The following is an 18,347-nucleotide window of genomic DNA, read 5'->3' as shown; positions in this document are numbered from 1 at the left end:
CAGCCCTTTCTCGCGCCAGGCGTTCGTCCAGTTGTACACAGTCTTCTTGCTCACATCCAACTGCGTCGCGATCTCGTGCACTCGTTGACCTGCACCGAGCAGCAACAAGCCTTGTCCTCTAACCCTGAAGTCTTCATACGGATGCCGCAGCGCAAGCTCTTCCAAGGTTCGTTTCTCCACGTCGTTCAGTTCGATGGTGCACTTCATCGGCGATGCCAGCTCGTTCTTCATGTGACTGGCATCTGACTTTCATTCGTGAAATTGGTTTACTCAAGACACTTATACCAACGGAAACACTCATGAGCACCACTGCCAAGATCTTTACCACTGGCCGCAGCCAGGCGGTGCGGCTGCCGCAGGAATTCCGCTTCGCTGAGCGTGAGGTTTATATACGCCGTGACCCGTCCACAGGGGACGTGATTCTGTCGCGCCGTCCGGAGAGTTGGGACAGCTTTCTGGCTGAGATCGAGGGTAGTGCCGTGCCCCCAGACTTCCTGGCAGACCGCACGCAGGGCGAACAAGCCCGGGATCCGCTGGCTGGCCTCGAATGACGCGCTACATGCTCGACACCAATATCGTGAGCCATCTGCTGCGGGGACATCCAGCAGTCGTGGCGCGCGTAACGGCCGCGCCAATGGTTTCGCTGTGCCTGTCAGCCATCACCGGCGCGGAACTGATGTACGGATTGGCCAAGCGCCCCGGCGCAGCGCGCCTCGCGCGCGCCGTCGACGAGCTGCTGCGCCGGGTTGAGGTGTTGCCCTGGGCGTCTTCGGTGATGGCCAGCTATGGCGAGACCCGCGCTGTGCTGGAATCCCAAGGGCAGCCGATGGGCGCACTGGATTTGCTGATTGCCGCGCATGCGCGGGAGGCGGGTGCAGTGCTGGTGACCAATGATCAGGCGTTCTGGCGCGTCCCTGGCCTAGTGGTGGAGGACTGGTCGGTGCCGACAGGAAACTGACCGGCTGGCGGGCAAACGAGAGCGTCACAGGGATCGGACCGGTGGCTCCAGGCCCCATGTGGCCGAGTACAGGCAGGTGTAGGGGCGCGCCAGGCTGCGGGTGATTTCACCGCCGCCGATCCCACGTCCTGTCTGTTACCGCAACACTGAGGGGCTCAGTCGGGCGGGGCAGGGCAGATGCCGGTGTGGATGCGACGCGCGGTCAATGTTGTGGCGCCCTCTGAAAGCAGACCTAGGCGTCATCGGCGGGGACCGCATGACCTTGGTCCCGCAATGCTTTCGTCCAGCGCTTAATGCGTGCACGCAGTCGTCCCTGTGCAGCTTTTTCTATCGGCATGTCGTCGACGAGGCCGATCGCTGCGCGCGGCGAAACATAGCCGTACTGAATTAGGGCCATACAGAAGACGCGGTCCTTGTCGCGATCCGCTACCGCCTTCGCCATAAAGAGGTCAACGACGCCCAAGCAATAGCCAACCCGCCCGTTCGTGCCCGCGGTCTGGATGCGCTGCAGGCGGCTTTGCCAGCCGGCTGGGAGGCACGCAGTCTCAGGCCCGACGCCCTGCGCGTAGTAACCATACGTCTCGTGAAAGCGCGAACCCTCTCCGATGGCTGCGTCAATCGCATCCGCCTTGTCGGTAGCATTGAGCGGGTAGATGTCGGCCTCCGCGGACATCGTGAAAACCGCCGGGGGATTGGGGATCGGCCCCAGGATCGATTGGCTGCCAACGACAACGAACTCGTACTCGTTCGTAATGTCGGCCGCAGCTCGAATGATGTGTTCCAGATCTTCCCGGTTCATTCCTGGTCCCCGAGGACAACGCCCTTCTTCAACGCCTGGATCTGTGCAAGCACGTCCTGTCGAACGGCATCGGGTAGAAGCGTCGGCAGGGGAGAGGCCTGCCGAAGCTCTTGAGCACGCCGAGTCCGGCCCAGCGCTTTGCGCCACGACCGGTTCGCAAGAATCGTTTCCCACTCGGACCAGAGTGAATCAGACCGTGAGTCTCCCTGCGAGCGCCATCGTCTGAGGATCTCTTGGGCGCGGTCCAGAAGCGCAGGATCGTCATGAATCATGCGGATCGCCTCCTTGTGGAGCGCCATGCTCTGCAAGTCCTGAGCTTCATGGCGGCTGCGATCAGTCCTGACCATAACCTGCACTTGTGGTCTGGCACGCTTGGACGAGCCGGCCGCCGAATTGGCTAACGGCGGCTGGAACGTGTCACTGACTAAGAGGGCGAGGTCACCGGCCACGCCCAGGACGGACATCACGCGCAAGTATGTGCCCATCGTCGGCGCGGGGTCGCCTGCCTCAACGGCAGCGAGGGTCGTCCGGGAGATGCCGACGCGCTTGGCCATTTCGACCGTGCTAACGTTCCGCGCCTTCCGCAGGCGTTTGATACGGTCGCCGAGTTGCAGCAGCAAGTGACGCTCTAGGACAGAGGTGGTATCGGTAAAGGCAGGCATATGTCCAGTATTCTAGGCAAAACAACTGCCTTTGACCAGCTTGCTGAACATATGCATCAGATCTAGAAGACACGCCTCAGCGGGATACCGGGAACGAGTCCCTCAGGCTGAGATATATTCGATTTAACATAATATACATTATGCGTAACTTGAGCATGAGGACCAATTAGTATTGCCGTACTTGGCCCAAATAGAAAAGACATACCCCCGACCAAAACTGGCTTGCTGTCGGCATCTGTGGCCACGCCCGTGACACCATAGCCTGGCTGTTATATGCTCCAATCCACACTTGCCTCCCGGTCCGGCCACACAAGAACAAGGCACCAGCCAAACCTGCATGTTCAAATTCATCGGGCGTTTTCGACAGCGGCTGCGCTACCTGGACCTGAGCCTGAGGGCCAGCCGGTCCGTCCGGATCCGGGTCGTCGAGCGGCCCGGCTTGTGGATGGACGCTCAGCAGCTTGAAGCCATGCTGGCTGAGATGCGCGGCATCGTGCAACGGGGAATCGGCAAGGATCTCGATTACGGGGTGCTTTCCGGCGACCCTGAAAGGCTGCGGCGGGCCGTGATCACGCTGCTTTATGACCGGGACAGCGGCCGGCCGATTGCGTTCAACGCGCTGTCGGTCATGCCGGTCGAAATCAAGGGACGGCCGGCCGAGGCCATTCACCTTGGGCTGGTGATGGTCGATCCGGGCTATCGCACGCAAGGACTGTCCTGGGTGCTGTACGGGCTGACCTGCATCCTGCTTTTCTTTCGCCGCGGCCTGCGCCCGATCTGGATCAGCAATGTGACCCAGGTGCCGGCCATCATCGGCAAGGTCGCCGAGGTCTTTGTCACGGCCTATCCCAATCCCTTTGAGCCGTCGCGGCGCAGCTTTGAACACCTGAGCGTGGCCCGCGAGATCATGAAATCGCATCGGCATGTCTTTGGTGTTGACCAGGCGGCGGGATTTGACGAGGCGCGGTTCGTGATTACCGATGCCTATACGGGCGGCTCGGACAATCTCAAGAAAACCTTCGACCAGGCGCCGAAGCATCGGGACGAGCGCGCCAACGAACTCTGCCAGCGGGAGCTGGATTACCAGCGCGGCGACGATTTCCTGCAGATCGCCTGCCTGGACCTGGCCAGCGCACGGAAATACCTGTTGCGGGAAGTGCCTCGGGACTCGCTGCCCGCCATCCTCTATCAGATTGCGTTCCTGGCTGTCGGCCGGATCGTCCTGCCATTGTTCCACTGGCTGAATCCGCGTGAGCCGCTGGGAGTCCTGCGCGCAAGGAAAAGCCAATGATTCCACCCTTTTCATACGAGGAATTCACCACCCGCAACATCGGTTTCGTGACCGACGCGGAACAGCAGCAATTGCGTAATGCACGGGTGCTGATCTGCGGTGTCGGCGGCATGGGCGGCGCCTGCCTGCAGGCGCTGGCACGGGTCGGCATCGGCGGCTTTGCGCTGGCGGACTTCGATGCATTCGACGTGTCGAACCTGAACCGCCAGGTGTTTGCCAGCCTGGATACCGTTGGCGTGAACAAGGTCGAGGCCACCGTGGCGCAGATCCGGCGCATCAACCCGGAGCTTGCCATCGAGACCTTCGGCGCGGAGTGGACCGACAAGCTCGATGACTTGCTGAGCCGTTACAAGATCGTGGTCAACGGCATGGATGACATGGCCGCGGGCATCGCGCTCTATCGCAAGGCGCGGGAGCATGGTGCGACCGTCATCGACGCCTATACCGCTCCCCTGCCCTCGGTCACGGTCGTCCGACCGCAAGATCCCCGGCCCGAGGAGCGTCTGTCCTACCCCACGGCCGGCATGGACTGGAAGTCCCTGACGCCGGAGGTCAGGCAGGCATGCCTGGGCAAGGAACTGGAATATGTGATGGTCAACTCGAGCTCCGTCCGGCATGTTGAGCTTGGCATCGCCAGGGACCTGCTGACCGGCAAGCGCAAGCGCATGTCGTTTGCGCCGATGGTGATCACCACGGGCAACCTGATGGCGTTCGAAGCCATCAAGCTGGTGCTCGGCCGGCCGCGGCTGGCCGGCGTGCGCGGCTATTTCTTCAATCCCTGGAGCATGCGTGTCGAGACACCGCGCAATGTGCTGACGGCATGGGCCGTACGCGCGCTGGTACGGCGCTTCATGACAAGGCTGATGCGAGATGAGGGTTGACGCGTGATTGACGCCCTGGCAAGCGATGTGGCCGTTACCTGGCTCGGCGCGGTGGGCTGCGGGCTCTACCTGCATTTCCTTTGGTCCCGGCGCGAGGCCGGGGCCGGCACGGGCCTGTTCCTGTTCGGGGTGCTGACGGCGCTGCTGGCGGTCCGGGGCTTTTCCTGGCTGTTTGGCGGCACGCTGCTTGCGCAACTGGTGTTTGCAGCGGCAACCCTGCTGCCCATTGCCATGACCCTGTTTGCCGAGCACCTGGTGCGGCGCCACCACCCGTTGTGGCTGAAGCTGCTGGCGCTGGGCGTGTCGGTGGTGTTCTTCGTCGTCAATCTCTTTACCGATCTGTCGGGCAATACGCCGCTGCTGCTGACGTTCCTTGGCTGCTTTGCCGTGGTGACGGCAAGCAATGGCTGGTTCCTGCTGTGGCTGCGCGATGCCGAGCTGTCCGACAACGAGGAACGCCTGGCCCGGGCGGTAGTGGTGGTCGTGGCCCTGGCCGTGCCGCTCGCGGCCACTGACTTCCGCGAGGAACTCGGCCATGTGCCGGTTCGCCTCGGGGCGCTGGGGGCGCTGGCATTCGTCTATGTCTTCCTGAACCTGTCGGAATCGCAGCGGGTCGTGCGCGGGCTGCTGGTGCATATTGCAGCCGCCCTGCTCTTCGCCGTCGTGCTGGCCAGCGTGATGGCGCTGGCTTCGCGCGGGCCCGGCCCGGGCTTTGCCGAGGCTGGCCTGCGCGGCATGCCCGTTGCCATTGCATGGGTGCTGCTGACGGCCATTTTTGTCCGCATTCGCGCCGTTTCGCTGGCCGGTGATGGCAACGCGTTCCTGCGCTGGCTGCTCCACGCCCGGCTGGATACGCCAGAGGGTTTCCTGCATTCGCTCAGGCGCCTGCCGCAGACCGCAGACCATGTGGTGCTCGGCAACGCGGAGCTTGGTGGCTACGCCCTGGACGCACTGTTCGAGCTGGCAGGAAGGCGGCGTGAGCCCGTGTCGATCGGCGACGCCAGGGCGTGGGCCAGGATCCGGCAAGGCGATCGGGTCGAGGCCGCGGAGCAGCTGGTGGACCTGCTCGAGCGCCACGAAATGACGCATGCCCTGCTGATCGCGCGCCAGCCCGCGCAAGTGGTGCTGCTGAACCTGCCGCAAGGCGCCAACGCGGCCATCGGCGAGTTGCGCGCCGCGGTGATCCTGCGGCTGGCGCGCCATCTCGGACAGCGGGAGGCCGCATGACAACAGTGCTGCGTGAAGGCGATTTCGACGCGTTCTTCGAGGCGCCCTTCGCCTGCTATGGACGCGATACCCATTTTGTGTCGCCGATGAAGGGGGATCTTGCGCGCGCGCTGGACCCGGCGAAGAACCCGCTGTTCCGGCAGTTTGCGCGCCGCACCTGGTTCACCGCCCATCGGGACGGACAGATCGTGGGCCGTATCCTGGCCCATATCCACGATGCGTCCAATCAGCAATACGGCCAGCAGCGCGGCTACTTCGGCATGTTCGACTGCGTCGATGACGTGGAGGTCGCGCAAGCGCTGCTCGGCGCGGCGGCGGGCTGGGTGAAGCACAACGGCTGTGAGGAACTGGCTGGCAGTTTCAACCTGACGATCACGCAGATGATCGGCATCGTCACCGAGGGCTTCGAGCATCCGCCATACACCTACCAGGAATACACGCCGCCGCATATTGCCAGGCTGCTCCGGGCATGCGGCTTCGAGCCGTTCTTTCCGATGCGCACGTTCGAGCTCGACGTGCGCAGCTACGATCCGGTGCAGTTGATCGGAAGCAAGCAACGCGCACTGCTGCAGGATCCCGCCTGGCAATTCGAGCCCATCCGGCGGCGCGGCTTTGACCGGCGCCTGCTGGAGGCATGCGCGGTCCTGAACGATGGCTTCGCCAACAACCCGATGTTCGTGCCGCTGACGGAGGAGGAATTCCTGTTTCCCTGCGCCGGCATGATGTGGATCATCGACGAGCGCCTGTCCTATACCGCTTATTTCAAGGGCGAACCGATCGGGGTGCTGCTGTGCGTGCCGGATCTCAACCCGTTTCTGCGCGCCACCGGCTTCCGCCTGAAATTGTCAACGCTCTGGCATCTCATCAGGTTCCGCGCCAGCCGCAAGCGTGCGGCGATCATCTTTTTTTCCGTGCGCAGGGACTACCACAGCCGCGGCGTCAACGGCGTCATGCTGCACCATCTGCTCAAGGCGATGCGCGGTGCCGGGTACTCGCACCTGGGCATCAGCTGGGTGTCGGATTCGAATGGCGCCAGCCAGAAGCAGATGGAGAAGATGGGCGCCAGGCCACTGCATCGGCTGCATCTCTTCAGGAAGGCCATCTAGTGATGCTCACGCGCGATCAGCAACTCACCCTCGTTGCCCAGGCTGGCCGCGCCCCCAGCGCGCACAATATCCAGCCCGCTCGCTGGCGCTTTGCCGGCGACAAGGTTGAACTGTTTGAAGACCCTGCGCGATGGCTGTCCGTGGGCGACCCCACCGGGCGGGACAACCAGATCGCCCTGGGCATGGCCTGGGAAGGCATGACCATGGCGTTGTCGACGCTCGGGTTGAGGCTCACCCAGCCTGAGGTCTCCAGCCTGCCCTACCCTCCCGCTACCCAGGACTTTCGCCGGGCCGCATCTGCCCTGATCACATCAGGTGCGGGCCCGGATCCCCTTGCCGCCTTCGTGGACGCGCGCCGCGCCTATCGAGGCAAGTTTCTCCGTGCGACCCCGCCGCAGATCAATTCGTTGGGCGAATGCGCTGCGGACCACGCCGAATTCGTCACGCTGGCGAGCAAGAACAGCACGGCGCAAATCGCCCAATGGTATGACGACGCTGCTGCTGCGGGATTGGATGACCCACGGTTTGCCGAGGAGCTCTATCACTGGCTGCGCTTGTCACCGCACGATCCGGGCTGGCCGCGCGACGGGCTTTCGGCCGACTGCATGGCACTGTCGCGGTGGGAAGCCTGGGGTGCGTCGATTGCGCTGAGACCCCGTGTGATCCGGCTGCTCTCTGCGCTTTCGCTGACCCGCCTGCTGGCATCGGAAAGCGCAAAAGTGAAAAGCGCGGCCCGGATCGTCCTGATTCATGCCGCACCGGACGTCACGAGCTTTGACATCGGGCGCCGCTGGTACCGGTTCTGGCTGGCCATGACTGCCAGGGGCTTTGCCGGCGTGCCGATGTCGGCGCTGGCCGATTCACCTGGCCATGCCGCCCTGCTTGCCGAAAGCCAGCGGTTGCCGCGCAGAAACCGGCTCGTGAACATCATGCGCTTTGGGCCTGTGCCGGTCCGCGGCATCCCCCGGAGCGCAAGACTTCCCACCGCAGAGCTGATGCAGGCATCCTGAGCCAACGACGCTTGCGGGTTGCGGCCCTTACCCCGGGCGCGGTCCTGGCTATGCGTGTTCGCGCACCTCGGCGAAGGCGCGGACGGGGAAAGCCGCCGCGTCCCGCGCCTTCAGCGGGATGGAAAAGAAGCGAAACGGCACGCCATGCAAGCGCGACAGTCCGGTGAGGTTCTCGACGATCAGGATGCCTCGTCCCAGAAACCGGGTGTGCGCCGGGCGTTCCGGATCCTGGGTCGAGTCGACGTTGGCGCAGTCCACCCCGAACAAGGCAATGCCCGCGTCGCAGAGCCGGCTGATCACGTCGCGTGAGATAAACGGGTGCGATCGATAGATCTCCGTCCCCCAATGGCGATCCCAGTCGAAATTCACCAGCACGGCCTGGCCTGCGAGCTGCTCGGGAAACTGCAGGTCATGCCACGCAAGTTGTTGCCCGGGGGTCGCGTGGCGGGCATCGATGACCACGCCGTCAAGCACCAGCCGGCTGAGATCGAGCGCAGCAATGTCTTCCGCGCCTTCGAAGCGGTGACGGGGCGCATCCAGCTTGGTGCCGACGGATGTCTGGAACGCCACCTCGGAAATCTCGAACGAGGCTTTGCCCTCGTAGTGCCAGCCTGATTGCGCATGCGTCATGAACGGCCGGATACGCGCGGTCAACTCGACCGCTTCGCCGGTTTCGCGCTTGAAGAGGACGCCAGGCATCCCGTCGTGGAACACATGAGAGAGATCGACAATCATCGTCTGCGCTCCATCCTGGTTGCGCTGAACCGATGCTACTGCCGTGCCTTCAGCCGGGTCAAGCTGCCAACGGGCGGCATCGTGAGTCCTTTCAGTCATGAACCGGGACAACCCACAAGGCTAAAGCAGCTTCAGGAATTCCAGCAGCGCATCCTTGTCGCTTTCGGCAAGGGTCAAGAACGCCTTTTCATGGCCGCGGTTGTCGCGCCCCGCTGTCGCCGTGTCGTAGAGCACGGGTTTCGACCACGGCTGGTAGCTGGCCGGATAGGCCCAGGTGCCGTCCGCATCGAGCTTGCCGGCGATGCCCAGCTTGCCGTAGTCCAGTGCATGACCGCCGACCCAGAAGCGCCTGGGCCGCGCCTGCGGATGCATGAGATGCCAGAGCGTGGGCACGGAGCCGTTGTGAAGGTACGGTGCCGTCGCCCACACGCCGGAGAGGATGGGCGCGACATAGCCCCCGGTGCTTGCCGCGTCGATATGCTTGCCCAGCTCGGAGCGCGAGATGGCTTGCAGCAGGCCGGGATCGATCGCTTGCCAACGCGTCGGGTCAGTACCGATATCCGCTTGTGCCACCAACCGGTTGGGGAAGCTGACAAGCCGCGGGCGCTCAGTGTCCTGGCTGTAGCTGCCGTGGCACTGGGCGCAGTGGGCATCAAAGATGGCGCGGCCGCGCGCGGCGCGGGGACGGTCAACCGGGCCCGGAAACGGCGGCGGCGTGTAGCCCGCCATGAAGCGCATGACGTCTTCCACTCGCGGAATGGCGCGGCCGGCGCGATCCGGCGGCATGCCCATGGTCGGCACGGTGAAGAAGGCCACGATATGCGCCAGCCGCCCGGCATCATTGGCGGCACCGGGCGCTACCGGCACGAAGCGCGGCGCGCCCTTGCTGGTATAGACGCCGTCATAGAGCAGCGATGAGCGCAGGCTTCGGTAGCCCAGTTCCGGAATCGAGGTGGAACCACTGGCGGCGATGCCCGCTGGGAGAAGATGAAACTGGAACTTGAGTGCCGCGACACCATTGGTGCTGCCGGCCGCCCCGTTGCTGAACGGCAGTGGCTCGTCACCGCTGGCTTCAAGTTCCGCCACCCGTTTCACCAGCCGCGGCCAGACGAATTTCCGGATGGTATCCAGTTCCTCCTTGCTAGTGTCGGGGTAAAGCTGGTGGATGGCTGACAGGAGCTTCTCCGGATCGGATTTCACCCGCTTCACCGCCTGATAGACCGCGGCGACGAAGGCGTCGAGGTTGAGGGAGGTATTCGGCAGCCCCAGCCAGACATCGTTGGTGGGACGCCCGTCCTTGCCGTAGGTGATGCCCGCATGGCACGATGCGCATCCCAGGTTGGACACCTCCAGGCGGATTTTCGGGATGTCCCGGCCGATTATTCCGCTGACCACGCCCAGGGGCTTGTCGAACCTGGGCTGTTGCTGGCGCGGCCAGTTGCGGACCGCATCGGGATAGATGAATCCGAACTCGCGCAGCGCCCGGCGCAAGGCGTCATGGGTGACCGGAACGCCGGGGCCGCCGGCCAGCAGCAGCGCCGTCGTTGCCAGCTTCCACGGCAGCGCATTGGTTTCCAGGGTATCGGTGCTCAGGCCGCCGAAGTCATCGAAGACAAAGCGCGCCGCCCCGAGCTCATCGGCACGAGCCCCGGCCCTGAAGTCCCGCATGACCGCGGATTCGCCTTCAGCATAGCCACGCAGGAAATCGCATCCCGACAGCGAACCTAACAGCAGACCGATCGCGAGCACGCGAACAAGGGGCATCGTAGTCATCGTCCGACAGCGCGCGCCAGGGGAATCCGGACCGCGCCGCGCTGATGGTAGCCGACGATCCGTGCTGTCTCAAGCCGAGCCTGGCTACAGTATCGGTGCAAGCGGCGATTTGCGCACGCCCCGGCGATGGCCTGGCGGCGACCTGCCGGGGCTGCTTTACCCCGCGGGCGCGGTTACCATCGCCACGTGCGCCTGCATCGGACCGGCCAATGGACCCGCGCCGTAAGTCTGCAGGAACGCCTGTTCGCAATGGTCGGTTGCCTGGCCGAGCGCATCCGGCCCGCGCCGCTCCAGGTCGGCCCGCAATGGCGTGCCCTGGCAGAATGCCACCGCCGGGATGCGGGCGGCGCTGGCGCGGCTGGTTGCCGCGACGGTTTCAAAGACCGGCGATGACTGGAATCCGCCCAGGCGCAGATCCTGCTCGATGGTGGCCTGGCTGTGGTAGCCGTGCGGGACGCGGGCCATGAACTCGGGCGGCGCGTCGGGAAACAGCGTGGCGAGTGCCCCGGTGACATCGCGGGCAAAGGCGTTGAATTCCAGCCGGTCCCAGACATTGAAGATCAGCGTGCCGCCCGGCGCCAGCACGCGGCGGGCTTCGGCGAAGGCGCGGCCCTTGTCCGGGAAGAACATCACGCCAAACTGGCAGGCGACCATGTCGAAGCTGGCATCGGCAAACGGCAGCGCCATGGCGTCGGCCTCACGCCATTGCACCGGGCGGCTGGTGCCGGCCTGCTCGGCCCGCGCCAGCATCGGCGCGTTGAGGTCGGTGGCAACGATCATGGTATCGGCCGACAGCCGCCCGGCGATTTCCCGGGTCAGCACGCCGGTGCCGGCGGCCAGTTCCAGCACCCGCCGCGGCTGCAGCGCTGCGATGCGGGCAGCCATGTCGGCAGCGTATGGCGCAAAGATCATCGGCACCATCAAGGCCTCATAGACGTCAGGAATCGCGCCCGCGAAGACCTTGTCCGAGTGTTGCAAGTCCATGAAACCCCCTGCCCTGGCGTGAAAGGTGCCGGCATCGCCTGACTGGGTGTAGGACACATTGCAGCGAAAGTAAACCGTTGCAGCAGGCACCAAGGCGCGGTTGGCATGCTTCGTTTCCTGTGGCTGTCGGGTTTGCGCGTTGCTGCCCTAATCGCGGATGCGCGGCATCCAGCCGCTGCCGCGCGTGCACGGATCCACCGGCAGCTGGCGCTGCAGCGCGGCCTTGGCCAGCATGTGGGCACTGATCGGCGCGGTCAGGAACAGGAAGGCGGTCACCAGCAGTTCATGCAGGCTGGCATCGCCCCGGAAGCTGAAATACGCCACGGAGGCCAGCACCACCCCGCCCACGCCCAGCGTGGTCGACTTGGTCGGCCCATGCAGCCGCATGAAGAAGTCCGGCAGCCGGAACAGCCCCATCGCCCCGACCAGCATGAAAACGCTGCCCACCAGCAGCAGCGCGCACACGATGAATTCCGCAACAGGATGCAGCATCTGGCGCTCCCTAGTATTCGATGATGTCGCCGCGCTGCAGGTACTTGGACAGCGCCACGGTGCCGACAAAGCCCATCACCGCGATCAGCAGCGCGGCCTCGAAGAACAGTGCCGAATCCAGGCTGATGCCTAGCACCACGATCAGCGCGATGGCGTTGATATTCAGTGTGTCCAGCGCCACGATGCGGTCCGGCAGGCTGGGTCCGCGCAGCAGCCGCGCCAGGGTCAGCAGGAAGGCGAGGCCCAGGATCACCAGGCAGACCGGTATCACGATGGCAAGCATTGGAAGATCTCCTTGAGCGGGGTTTCATAGCGCGACTTGATGAGCCCGACCAGCGCGGCCTCTTCCTCCAGGTCCAGCACGTGCACGAGCAAGGCGCGGCGGTCGTCGCTCAGTTCGGCACACAGCGTGCCGGGGCTGAGCGAGACGATGCTGATCAGTGCGGTGGTGGCAAGCTCGTGCTCGACATCGAGCGGCACCACGATAAAGGCTGGGCGCAGGCGCGCGGTGGGGCCCAGCACCATGATGGCCACTTCCACATTGGCTTTCACGATATCGAACAGCACATGGATGCTGAGCCGCAGGATCAGGTCGGGCCGCGACAAGCGGAACGCGCCCAGCACCAGCCAGCGGTCGGCCAGCCGGCCGATGGCCCAGCCGAGCAGTGCCCCCAGCAGCCAGTGCCCGGGTGCCAGGCTATTGGTCAGCAGCAGCCACATGATCATCAGGATCAGGCTCAGCCAGGGATGGGGAAGCAGACGCTGCAGCATGGCTTACGCCGGCTTTCCGGGCAGCACTGCCCGCAGATAGGCGGCGCGGTCCAGCAGTTGCGCGGCCGCGTCAGCCACATAGTCGCTGACCGGCCGCGCGCATACCGTCAGCGCGACATTGCCCGCCAGCAGCAGTGCGCAGCAGGCCAGCTTGCGCGCGTCGGGCCGCACGCGCAGGCGTGCCGCGCCGGGATGGTCGTCGTCGAGGTATTCATCCCCTTCCGGCACGCGCGCCGCCGCATGCGGCAGCCGCCACAGCAGCCGCGTGCCGGTGCGGGACACGGCAATCAGCAGCAGCAGGCTCGACACCAGCACCGCGGGCCACAGCGCCGGCACCCACGGCGGCGGGGTCGCGCGCAGGACCATGGCCTTGCCGAGGAAGCCCGACAGCGGTGGCAGGCCCACCGCTGCCACCACGCCCACCAGGTACAGCAGGCCCGCCAGCCGCGAGGCACTGACCGGGGTCCCGTCCTCGCGCGCCGGCTCCGGTTCCAGCGCGTCGGCCAGCAGGAACAGCGCGGCGGTGCACAGCGTGGTGCTGAGCAGGTAGAACATCGCCGCGGCCCAGCCGGCTTGCGTCTGCATCGATACGCAGGCGGCCAGCAACCCGACTGATGCCACCACCAGGTAGCTGGTCATCGCGCGCAGCGTGCCGGCGGCGACCGCGCCCAGCGCGCCTACCGCCAGCGTGAACAGCGCCAGCACGAACACCCAGTCATGCAGGAATGGCCCCAGCAGCCCCCGCGGGCCGCCGAAGATCAGCGCATCGCAACGCAGCATCGCGTAGATGCCGACCTTGGTCATGATGGCAAACAGCGCTGCGACCGGGCCGGTGGCGCTGGCGTAGGCGCGCGGCAGCCAGAAATACAGCGGAAACAGCGCCGCCTTCAGCGCAAAGACCAGCATCAGCATGGCGCCGGCGGCCACCGCCAGCGGCAGGTCCTGGGCCGGCAGGCCGGCCAGGCGCAGGCCGAGGTGCGCCATGTTCAGCGTGCCCGACAGCCCATACAGCACGCCGACAGCCACCAGGAAGAATGACGACGCCACCAGGTTCAGGATCACATAGTGCAGCCCGGCGCCGACACGCGCCCGCCCTGCCCCATGCACCAGCAGTGCGTAGGACGCGATCAGCAGGATCTCGAAGAAGACGAACAGGTTGAACAGGTCGCCCGCCAGGAACGCGCCGTTCAGGCCCATCAGCTGGAACTGGAACAGCGCATGGAAATGCCGGCCCTGCCGGGCCGTGCCCTCCCCCGCCGCCGCCAGCGCAGCGACGGCCAGCACCACGGTCAGGGCCAGCATCATCGCACCGGTGCGGTCCAGCTGCAGCACGATGCCGAACGGGGCGGACCAGTTGCCCATCGCATAGACCGCAATCTCGCCGGCAGCCGCCTGGCGCAGCAGGTGCACCGCCACTGGCGCCAGCAAGAGCGTGGCCACGGCGCAGACGATGCGCTGCGCGCGCAGCCGCTGGGCCGGCATCGCGCTCAGCAGCGCACCGGCAAGCATGGGGATCAGGATGGGCAGCAGCACGGCGTGGTTCATGGCCGGGGCTCCTGACCGGCGCCATCGGCAGCGTGCCCCTCGGGCTGGCCGGCGGCGTCGACATGGTCGCTGCCGGTAAGCCCCAGCGAGCGCAGCGCCAGCACCACCGCGAACGCCGTCATGCCGAACGCGATCACGATGGCGGTCAGCACCAGCGCCTGGGGCAGCGGGTCGGCATAGCTGGCGCCCGCCACGATCACCGGCGGCCGGCCGATCGACAGGCGCCCCATGCCCAGCAGGAACAGGCTGACCGCATACGACAGCAGCGTCAGCCCCAGCACCACGGTGAAGACGCGCTCGCGCAGCAGCAGGTAGATGCCGCCCGCGGCCAGGATGCCGATTGTCATGGCGTAGAGCGCGGCCATCAGGCGTCCTCCGCGGCCTGTGCCGGCGGCAGGTTGCGCACGCCCAGGTGCGATACGATCACCAGCGTGGTTCCCGTCACGGTGCAGAAGACTCCCAGGTCAAAGATCATCGCCGTGGCTAGCTCCACCTCGCCGATGCCCGGTATGTGGAAATGCCCGAAGGCGGTGGTCAGGAACGGATAGCCGAAGGCCAGGCTGCCCAGCCCGGTCAGGCCCGCCAGCAGGATGCCCGCGCCGGCAATGGCGCGATAGTCCGGCGCAATGCGCGCTTCGGTCCAGCGCACGCCGCTGGCAACGTACTGCAGCAGCAGCGCCACTGATGTGATCAGCGCCGCGACAAAGCCGCCGCCCGGCAGGTTGTGCCCGCGCAGCAGGATATAGACCGCCACCAGCAGCGTCAGCGGCAGCATCAGCCGCGCCAGCATGGCCAGCAGCAGCGGATGCGCCTGGCTGCTCCACGGCAGGCCATCGGGCGCTGCCGACGGCGTGTCCAGCCGCATGCCCTTGAGCAGCGCCTGCACCGCCAGCCCTGCGATCAGCAGCACGCAGATCTCGCCCATGGTGTCGAAGCCCCGGAAATCCACCAGCAGCACGTTGACCACGTTGTGCCCGCCGCCGCCCGGCACGGACTGGTCGATGTAGAAGGCAGACACCGGATCATAGGGCCGCGTCATCACGGCGTAGGCCGCCACCGCCAGCAAGGTGCCGCCGCCAAGGGCCAGCACCACATCCCGCCCGGAGCGCGCCGTTCCGGCGCGCTCCGGCGTCTCGCGCGGCAGGTAGAACAGCGCCAGCACCAGCAGCAGGATCGTCACCACCTCCACCGAGATCTGCGTCAGCGCCAGGTCCGGCGCGGAGAACCGCAGGAATGCCATCGACACCATCAACCCGCAGCCGCCCAGCAGCACCAGCGCGAGCAGCCGCTGGCGGTGCGTCACCACCACACCCGCCGCGCACAGCCCGAGCAGCGCCAGCGTAGCGGCGCCGATCAGGTCGATGGCGCCCGCCGGCACGCCGCCGCTGATCAATTCCAGGTCGGCCAGGAAGTATGCCGGCCCGCCCAGCAGCGCCAGCAGCATCCAGGCGACATAGGTCTGCAGCGAGCCGTTCTCCAGCCAGCGCGTGACGGCCGCGGCAAAGCGTTCCAGCGCATGCATGCCATGCTCGAACGACTCGCGCGCGCTCAGGTGGTCGATCGCCTGCTGCAGGCGCCGCAGCGCGTCGCGGCGCAGGAAGAACAGCGCCGAGCCCCCGGCCATCGACACCAGGCTCATCAGCAGCGGCAGGTTGACCCCGTGCCACAGGTTCAGGCTGTAATCTGGCAGGGGCGCGCGCAGCGTGGCCAGCGAAGCCGCCGCCAGCAGGTCGCCCACCGTATAGGCCGGCACCAGCCCGACCACCAGGCAGATCACCACCAGGAACTCCACCGGCACCTTCATGAAGCGCGGCGGCTCGTGCGGCGGGTAGTTGGGCAGGTCGGGCTGCCGGGCGCCGAAGAACACGCCGTAGATAAAGCGCAGCGAATAGGCCATCGTCAGCGCCCCCGCCAGCGTCGCCGCCGTCGGGATCACCCAGTTGAAGTCGCGCAGCAGGCCCTGCGCCAGGGTCTCGCCGAAGAACATTTCCTTGCTGAGGAAGCCGTTGAACAACGGCACCCCCGCCATCGACAGCGATGCCACGATGGCCAGCACCGCGGTGTGCGGCATGTAGCGCGCCAGCCCGTGCAGGCGGTTCAGGTCGCGCGTGCCGGTTTCATGGTCGATGATGCCGGCCGCCATGAACAGCGACGCCTTGAACACCGCGTGGTTGATGATATGGAAGATGGCCGCCACCGTGCTGAGCTGGGTATCGAGCCCGAACAGCAGCGTGATCAGGCCCAGGTGGCTGATGGTGGAATAAGCCAGCAGCCCTTTCAGGTCCCGCTGCAGCAGCGCCAGGCCGGCGCCCACAATCAGCGTGGCCAGCCCCGTCATGCTGACCAGGTAGAACCAGCTGTTGGTGCCGTCCAGCACCGGATAGAGCCGCGCCAGCAGGAACACGCCGGCCTTGACCATGGTGGCCGAGTGCAGGTAGGCGGAGACCGGCGTGGGCGCGGCCATGGCATGCGGCAGCCAGAAGCTGAACGGGAACTGCGCTGACTTGGTGAAGGCCGCCAGCAGGACCAGCACCAGCATCGGCAGGTACAGCGGGTGGTGCTGCACCTTGCCGGCCCGCGCCAGCACCTCGGACAGCTCGAAGCTGCCGCAGATATGGCCCAGCAGCAGCACCCCTGCCAGCAGCGCCAGCCCGCCGCCGCCCGTGACCGCCAGCGCCATGCGCGCGCCCTGGCGCGCATCGGTGCGCCATGACCAGAAGCCGATCAGCAGGAACGACAGGATGCTGGTCAGCTCCCAGAACACCACCAGCAACAGCAGGTTGCCGGCCAGCACCACGCCCAGCATGGCCGCCATGAACAGCAGCAGGCAGAAGAATCGCACCGCGGATTCATTGCGCGCGAGGTAGTAGCGCGCGTACAGGATTACCAGCAGGCCTACGCCGAGCACCAGCAGCGCAAACAGGAACGCCAGGCCATCCAGCCGCAGCGACAGGTCCAGCCCGAGCTGCGGCAGCCATGCCACGCGCCAGCCCAGCGCATGCCCCGGCTGCTCGAAGACCGCGCCGCGCAGGCTCAGCAGCAGCGCCAGCGCGGCCAGAGGCAGCCCGATCACGACAGGCGCCAGCAAGCGCGCGGCCCGCATGCCGATCAACCATGTCAGCGCCGCGGCCAGCAGGGGCAGCGCGATCAGCAGCACCAGCGCCATGCGCCCCCCCTCAGCCGTTGCCCGGGGTCACGGCCGGCGTGTGCCGGCCGTCGACGCGCCGGGCGGCAAGCCGGGCCGATGGTGCTTGTCTTGCAAATGGGGCAGTGGTCATGGGCCAGGTCCTCTATGCGGGCAAGCGTCCCCCCCTACTGTCCGGATTCTGCCGGCATTGCGCAAATCATGCTTGCCTTATGCGCGGCGCACGAAAAAATTCATCGCTTTACAAGAAGAAGCTGAATACGTACGGCGATAGCACGTGCTGCGCGGCAGCGTCCGCGCGAGTACCCTTCGACAACCGAACACAGCTTCCTGCACGCCGAGACCGCGCTCGAAGTCATCCAGGCCTTCCGCGATGCCGGGCATCCGATCTACATCGACAGTTGCCCAGCCGCCGGCACAGGGGATTGGTGAGCGGGTCATGGCCGGCGCCCTGCTGCTGCGCTTGCTCAGGCGTGTGCGTCATCATGCGGCTCCGAACTGGTCGGGTTCCAGGTCCAGGCACGGGTGGCGCGGAATCGCCGCCGCAGTCTTCATCAGGTGGCGCCCGATCAGGTTCTTGTGCACCTCACTGGTCCCCTCGCCGATCTGGTTCATCTTGGCGTCGCGCATGAAACGCTCCAGCGGACAGGCCTTCAGGTAGCCGTTGCCGCCGAGCAATTGCAGGCAGTCCACCACCACCTTCATGCACAGGTCAGTGCTTGCATCTTGGCGATCGAGGCATGGATCGAGGTATCGGAATCCTGGCGGTCGTAGCGCTGCGCGCAGGCATAGACCAGGCAGCGGGCGGCCTCGATGCGTGCGCCCATGTCCGCCAGCATCCACTGGATGCCCTGGTGCTGGCCCTCCGCGCGCCCGCAGCGATAGTCCCCGCGTGCGCGGGCCGGTTGTAAGATGCCTGTTCCAGCTTATCGCCATCACGCCTGCGCGCGCCGGAGCCGGCATGCGCG

At 65.9% G+C, this 18,347-nt stretch carries 19 protein-coding genes and 1 pseudogene; 7 read left to right on the top strand and 13 right to left on the bottom strand.

The window, feature by feature from the left end; genetic code table 11:
* Positions 1-231: helix-turn-helix domain-containing protein (locus A3A5_RS0127155; RefSeq protein WP_018310564.1), on the bottom strand; the 231-nt coding region annotated here is incomplete at its 3' end.
* A 68-nt stretch (positions 232-299) separates the two neighbouring features.
* On the opposite strand from A3A5_RS0127155, the gene A3A5_RS0127150 reads away from it, so the two are divergent.
* The gene (locus tag A3A5_RS0127150; RefSeq protein WP_018313618.1) at positions 300-551 is read left to right on the top strand and encodes an antitoxin; all 252 of its coding nucleotides are present in this window, start codon (positions 300-302) and stop codon (positions 549-551) included.
* Positions 552-559: 8 nt separating this feature from the next.
* The gene (locus A3A5_RS0127145) at positions 560-958 is read left to right on the top strand and encodes a type II toxin-antitoxin system VapC family toxin (RefSeq protein WP_232431473.1); all 399 of its coding nucleotides are present in this window, start codon (positions 560-562) and stop codon (positions 956-958) included.
* Between the two features lie 232 nt (positions 959-1,190).
* Here the strand turns inward: A3A5_RS0127145 and A3A5_RS0127140 are convergent, their stop codons facing one another.
* The gene (locus tag A3A5_RS0127140; RefSeq protein WP_018313616.1) at positions 1,191-1,757 is read right to left on the bottom strand and encodes a DUF6036 family nucleotidyltransferase; all 567 of its coding nucleotides are present in this window, start codon (positions 1,755-1,757) and stop codon (positions 1,191-1,193) included.
* Complete coding sequence (locus tag A3A5_RS0127135; RefSeq protein WP_018313615.1) at positions 1,754-2,419, bottom strand: helix-turn-helix transcriptional regulator; 666 nt, start codon at positions 2,417-2,419, stop codon at positions 1,754-1,756. The genes A3A5_RS0127140 and A3A5_RS0127135 overlap by 4 nt, the downstream gene beginning before the upstream one ends.
* A 337-nt stretch (positions 2,420-2,756) precedes the next feature.
* On the opposite strand from A3A5_RS0127135, the gene A3A5_RS0127130 reads away from it, so the two are divergent.
* Genes A3A5_RS0127130 through A3A5_RS0127110 form a run of 5 tightly spaced genes read left to right on the top strand, consistent with a single transcriptional unit; the run spans position 2,757 to position 7,934 of the window.
* Positions 2,757-3,710, top strand: coding sequence for a hypothetical protein (locus tag A3A5_RS0127130; protein WP_018313614.1), 954 nt, complete (start codon positions 2,757-2,759; stop codon positions 3,708-3,710).
* Positions 3,707-4,591 carry a ThiF family adenylyltransferase gene (locus A3A5_RS0127125; RefSeq protein WP_018313613.1) on the top strand — a complete coding sequence of 295 codons (885 nt, stop codon included), beginning with the start codon at positions 3,707-3,709 and terminating at the stop codon, positions 4,589-4,591. The genes A3A5_RS0127130 and A3A5_RS0127125 overlap by 4 nt, the downstream gene beginning before the upstream one ends.
* Before the next feature lie 3 nt (positions 4,592-4,594).
* Complete coding sequence (locus tag A3A5_RS0127120) at positions 4,595-5,818, top strand: hypothetical protein (RefSeq protein ID WP_018313612.1); 1,224 nt, start codon at positions 4,595-4,597, stop codon at positions 5,816-5,818.
* Positions 5,815-6,924 carry a GNAT family N-acetyltransferase gene (locus tag A3A5_RS0127115; protein WP_018313611.1) on the top strand — a complete coding sequence of 370 codons (1,110 nt, stop codon included), beginning with the start codon at positions 5,815-5,817 and terminating at the stop codon, positions 6,922-6,924. The genes A3A5_RS0127120 and A3A5_RS0127115 overlap by 4 nt, the downstream gene beginning before the upstream one ends.
* Positions 6,925-6,926: 2 nt before the next feature.
* Positions 6,927-7,934 carry a hypothetical protein gene (locus A3A5_RS0127110; RefSeq protein ID WP_026201179.1) on the top strand — a complete coding sequence of 336 codons (1,008 nt, stop codon included), beginning with the start codon at positions 6,927-6,929 and terminating at the stop codon, positions 7,932-7,934.
* A 48-nt stretch (positions 7,935-7,982) separates the two neighbouring features.
* On the opposite strand, the gene A3A5_RS0127105 is transcribed toward A3A5_RS0127110, so the two are convergent.
* The 10 genes and pseudogenes from A3A5_RS0127105 to A3A5_RS42240 all read right to left on the bottom strand — a co-directional run bounded on the left by A3A5_RS0127105 (position 7,983) and on the right by A3A5_RS42240 (position 18,218).
* The gene (locus A3A5_RS0127105) at positions 7,983-8,669 is read right to left on the bottom strand and encodes a cyclase family protein (protein WP_018313609.1); all 687 of its coding nucleotides are present in this window, start codon (positions 8,667-8,669) and stop codon (positions 7,983-7,985) included.
* Between the two features lie 120 nt (positions 8,670-8,789).
* Positions 8,790-10,433, bottom strand: a complete 1,644-nt coding sequence (locus A3A5_RS0127100) for a hypothetical protein (RefSeq protein ID WP_018313608.1) — start codon at positions 10,431-10,433, stop codon at positions 8,790-8,792.
* Positions 10,434-10,598: 165 nt separating this feature from the next.
* Positions 10,599-11,426, bottom strand: coding sequence for a class I SAM-dependent methyltransferase (locus A3A5_RS0127095; protein WP_018313607.1), 828 nt, complete (start codon positions 11,424-11,426; stop codon positions 10,599-10,601).
* A gap of 147 nt (positions 11,427-11,573) precedes the next feature.
* Positions 11,574-11,918 carry a Na+/H+ antiporter subunit G gene (locus A3A5_RS0127090; protein ID WP_018313606.1) on the bottom strand — a complete coding sequence of 115 codons (345 nt, stop codon included), beginning with the start codon at positions 11,916-11,918 and terminating at the stop codon, positions 11,574-11,576.
* 10 nt (positions 11,919-11,928) lie between these two features.
* Positions 11,929-12,201, bottom strand: a complete 273-nt coding sequence (locus A3A5_RS0127085) for a K+/H+ antiporter subunit F (protein WP_013956829.1) — start codon at positions 12,199-12,201, stop codon at positions 11,929-11,931.
* The gene (locus A3A5_RS0127080) at positions 12,186-12,689 is read right to left on the bottom strand and encodes a Na+/H+ antiporter subunit E (protein WP_018313605.1); all 504 of its coding nucleotides are present in this window, start codon (positions 12,687-12,689) and stop codon (positions 12,186-12,188) included. The genes A3A5_RS0127085 and A3A5_RS0127080 overlap by 16 nt, the downstream gene beginning before the upstream one ends.
* Before the next feature lie 3 nt (positions 12,690-12,692).
* Positions 12,693-14,234 carry a monovalent cation/H+ antiporter subunit D gene (locus tag A3A5_RS0127075; protein ID WP_018313604.1) on the bottom strand — a complete coding sequence of 514 codons (1,542 nt, stop codon included), beginning with the start codon at positions 14,232-14,234 and terminating at the stop codon, positions 12,693-12,695.
* Positions 14,231-14,599, bottom strand: a complete 369-nt coding sequence (locus A3A5_RS0127070; RefSeq protein ID WP_018313603.1) for a Na+/H+ antiporter subunit C — start codon at positions 14,597-14,599, stop codon at positions 14,231-14,233. Before A3A5_RS0127070 ends, A3A5_RS0127075 begins: the two co-directional genes overlap by 4 nt.
* Positions 14,599-17,400 carry a monovalent cation/H+ antiporter subunit A gene (locus A3A5_RS0127065; protein WP_018313602.1) on the bottom strand — a complete coding sequence of 934 codons (2,802 nt, stop codon included), beginning with the start codon at positions 17,398-17,400 and terminating at the stop codon, positions 14,599-14,601. Before A3A5_RS0127065 ends, A3A5_RS0127070 begins: the two co-directional genes overlap by 1 nt.
* 462 nt (positions 17,401-17,862) lie before the next feature.
* Positions 17,863-18,218, bottom strand: a pseudogene (locus tag A3A5_RS42240) (acyl-CoA dehydrogenase family protein).
* Positions 18,219-18,347: the final 129 nt, after the last annotated feature.

This window comes from Cupriavidus sp. UYPR2.512, assembly GCF_000379565.1.
GTDB lineage: Bacteria > Pseudomonadota > Gammaproteobacteria > Burkholderiales > Burkholderiaceae > Cupriavidus.
Note: the sequence above shows the minus strand (reverse complement) of the source record. Positions and strands in the feature narration are given on the sequence as shown.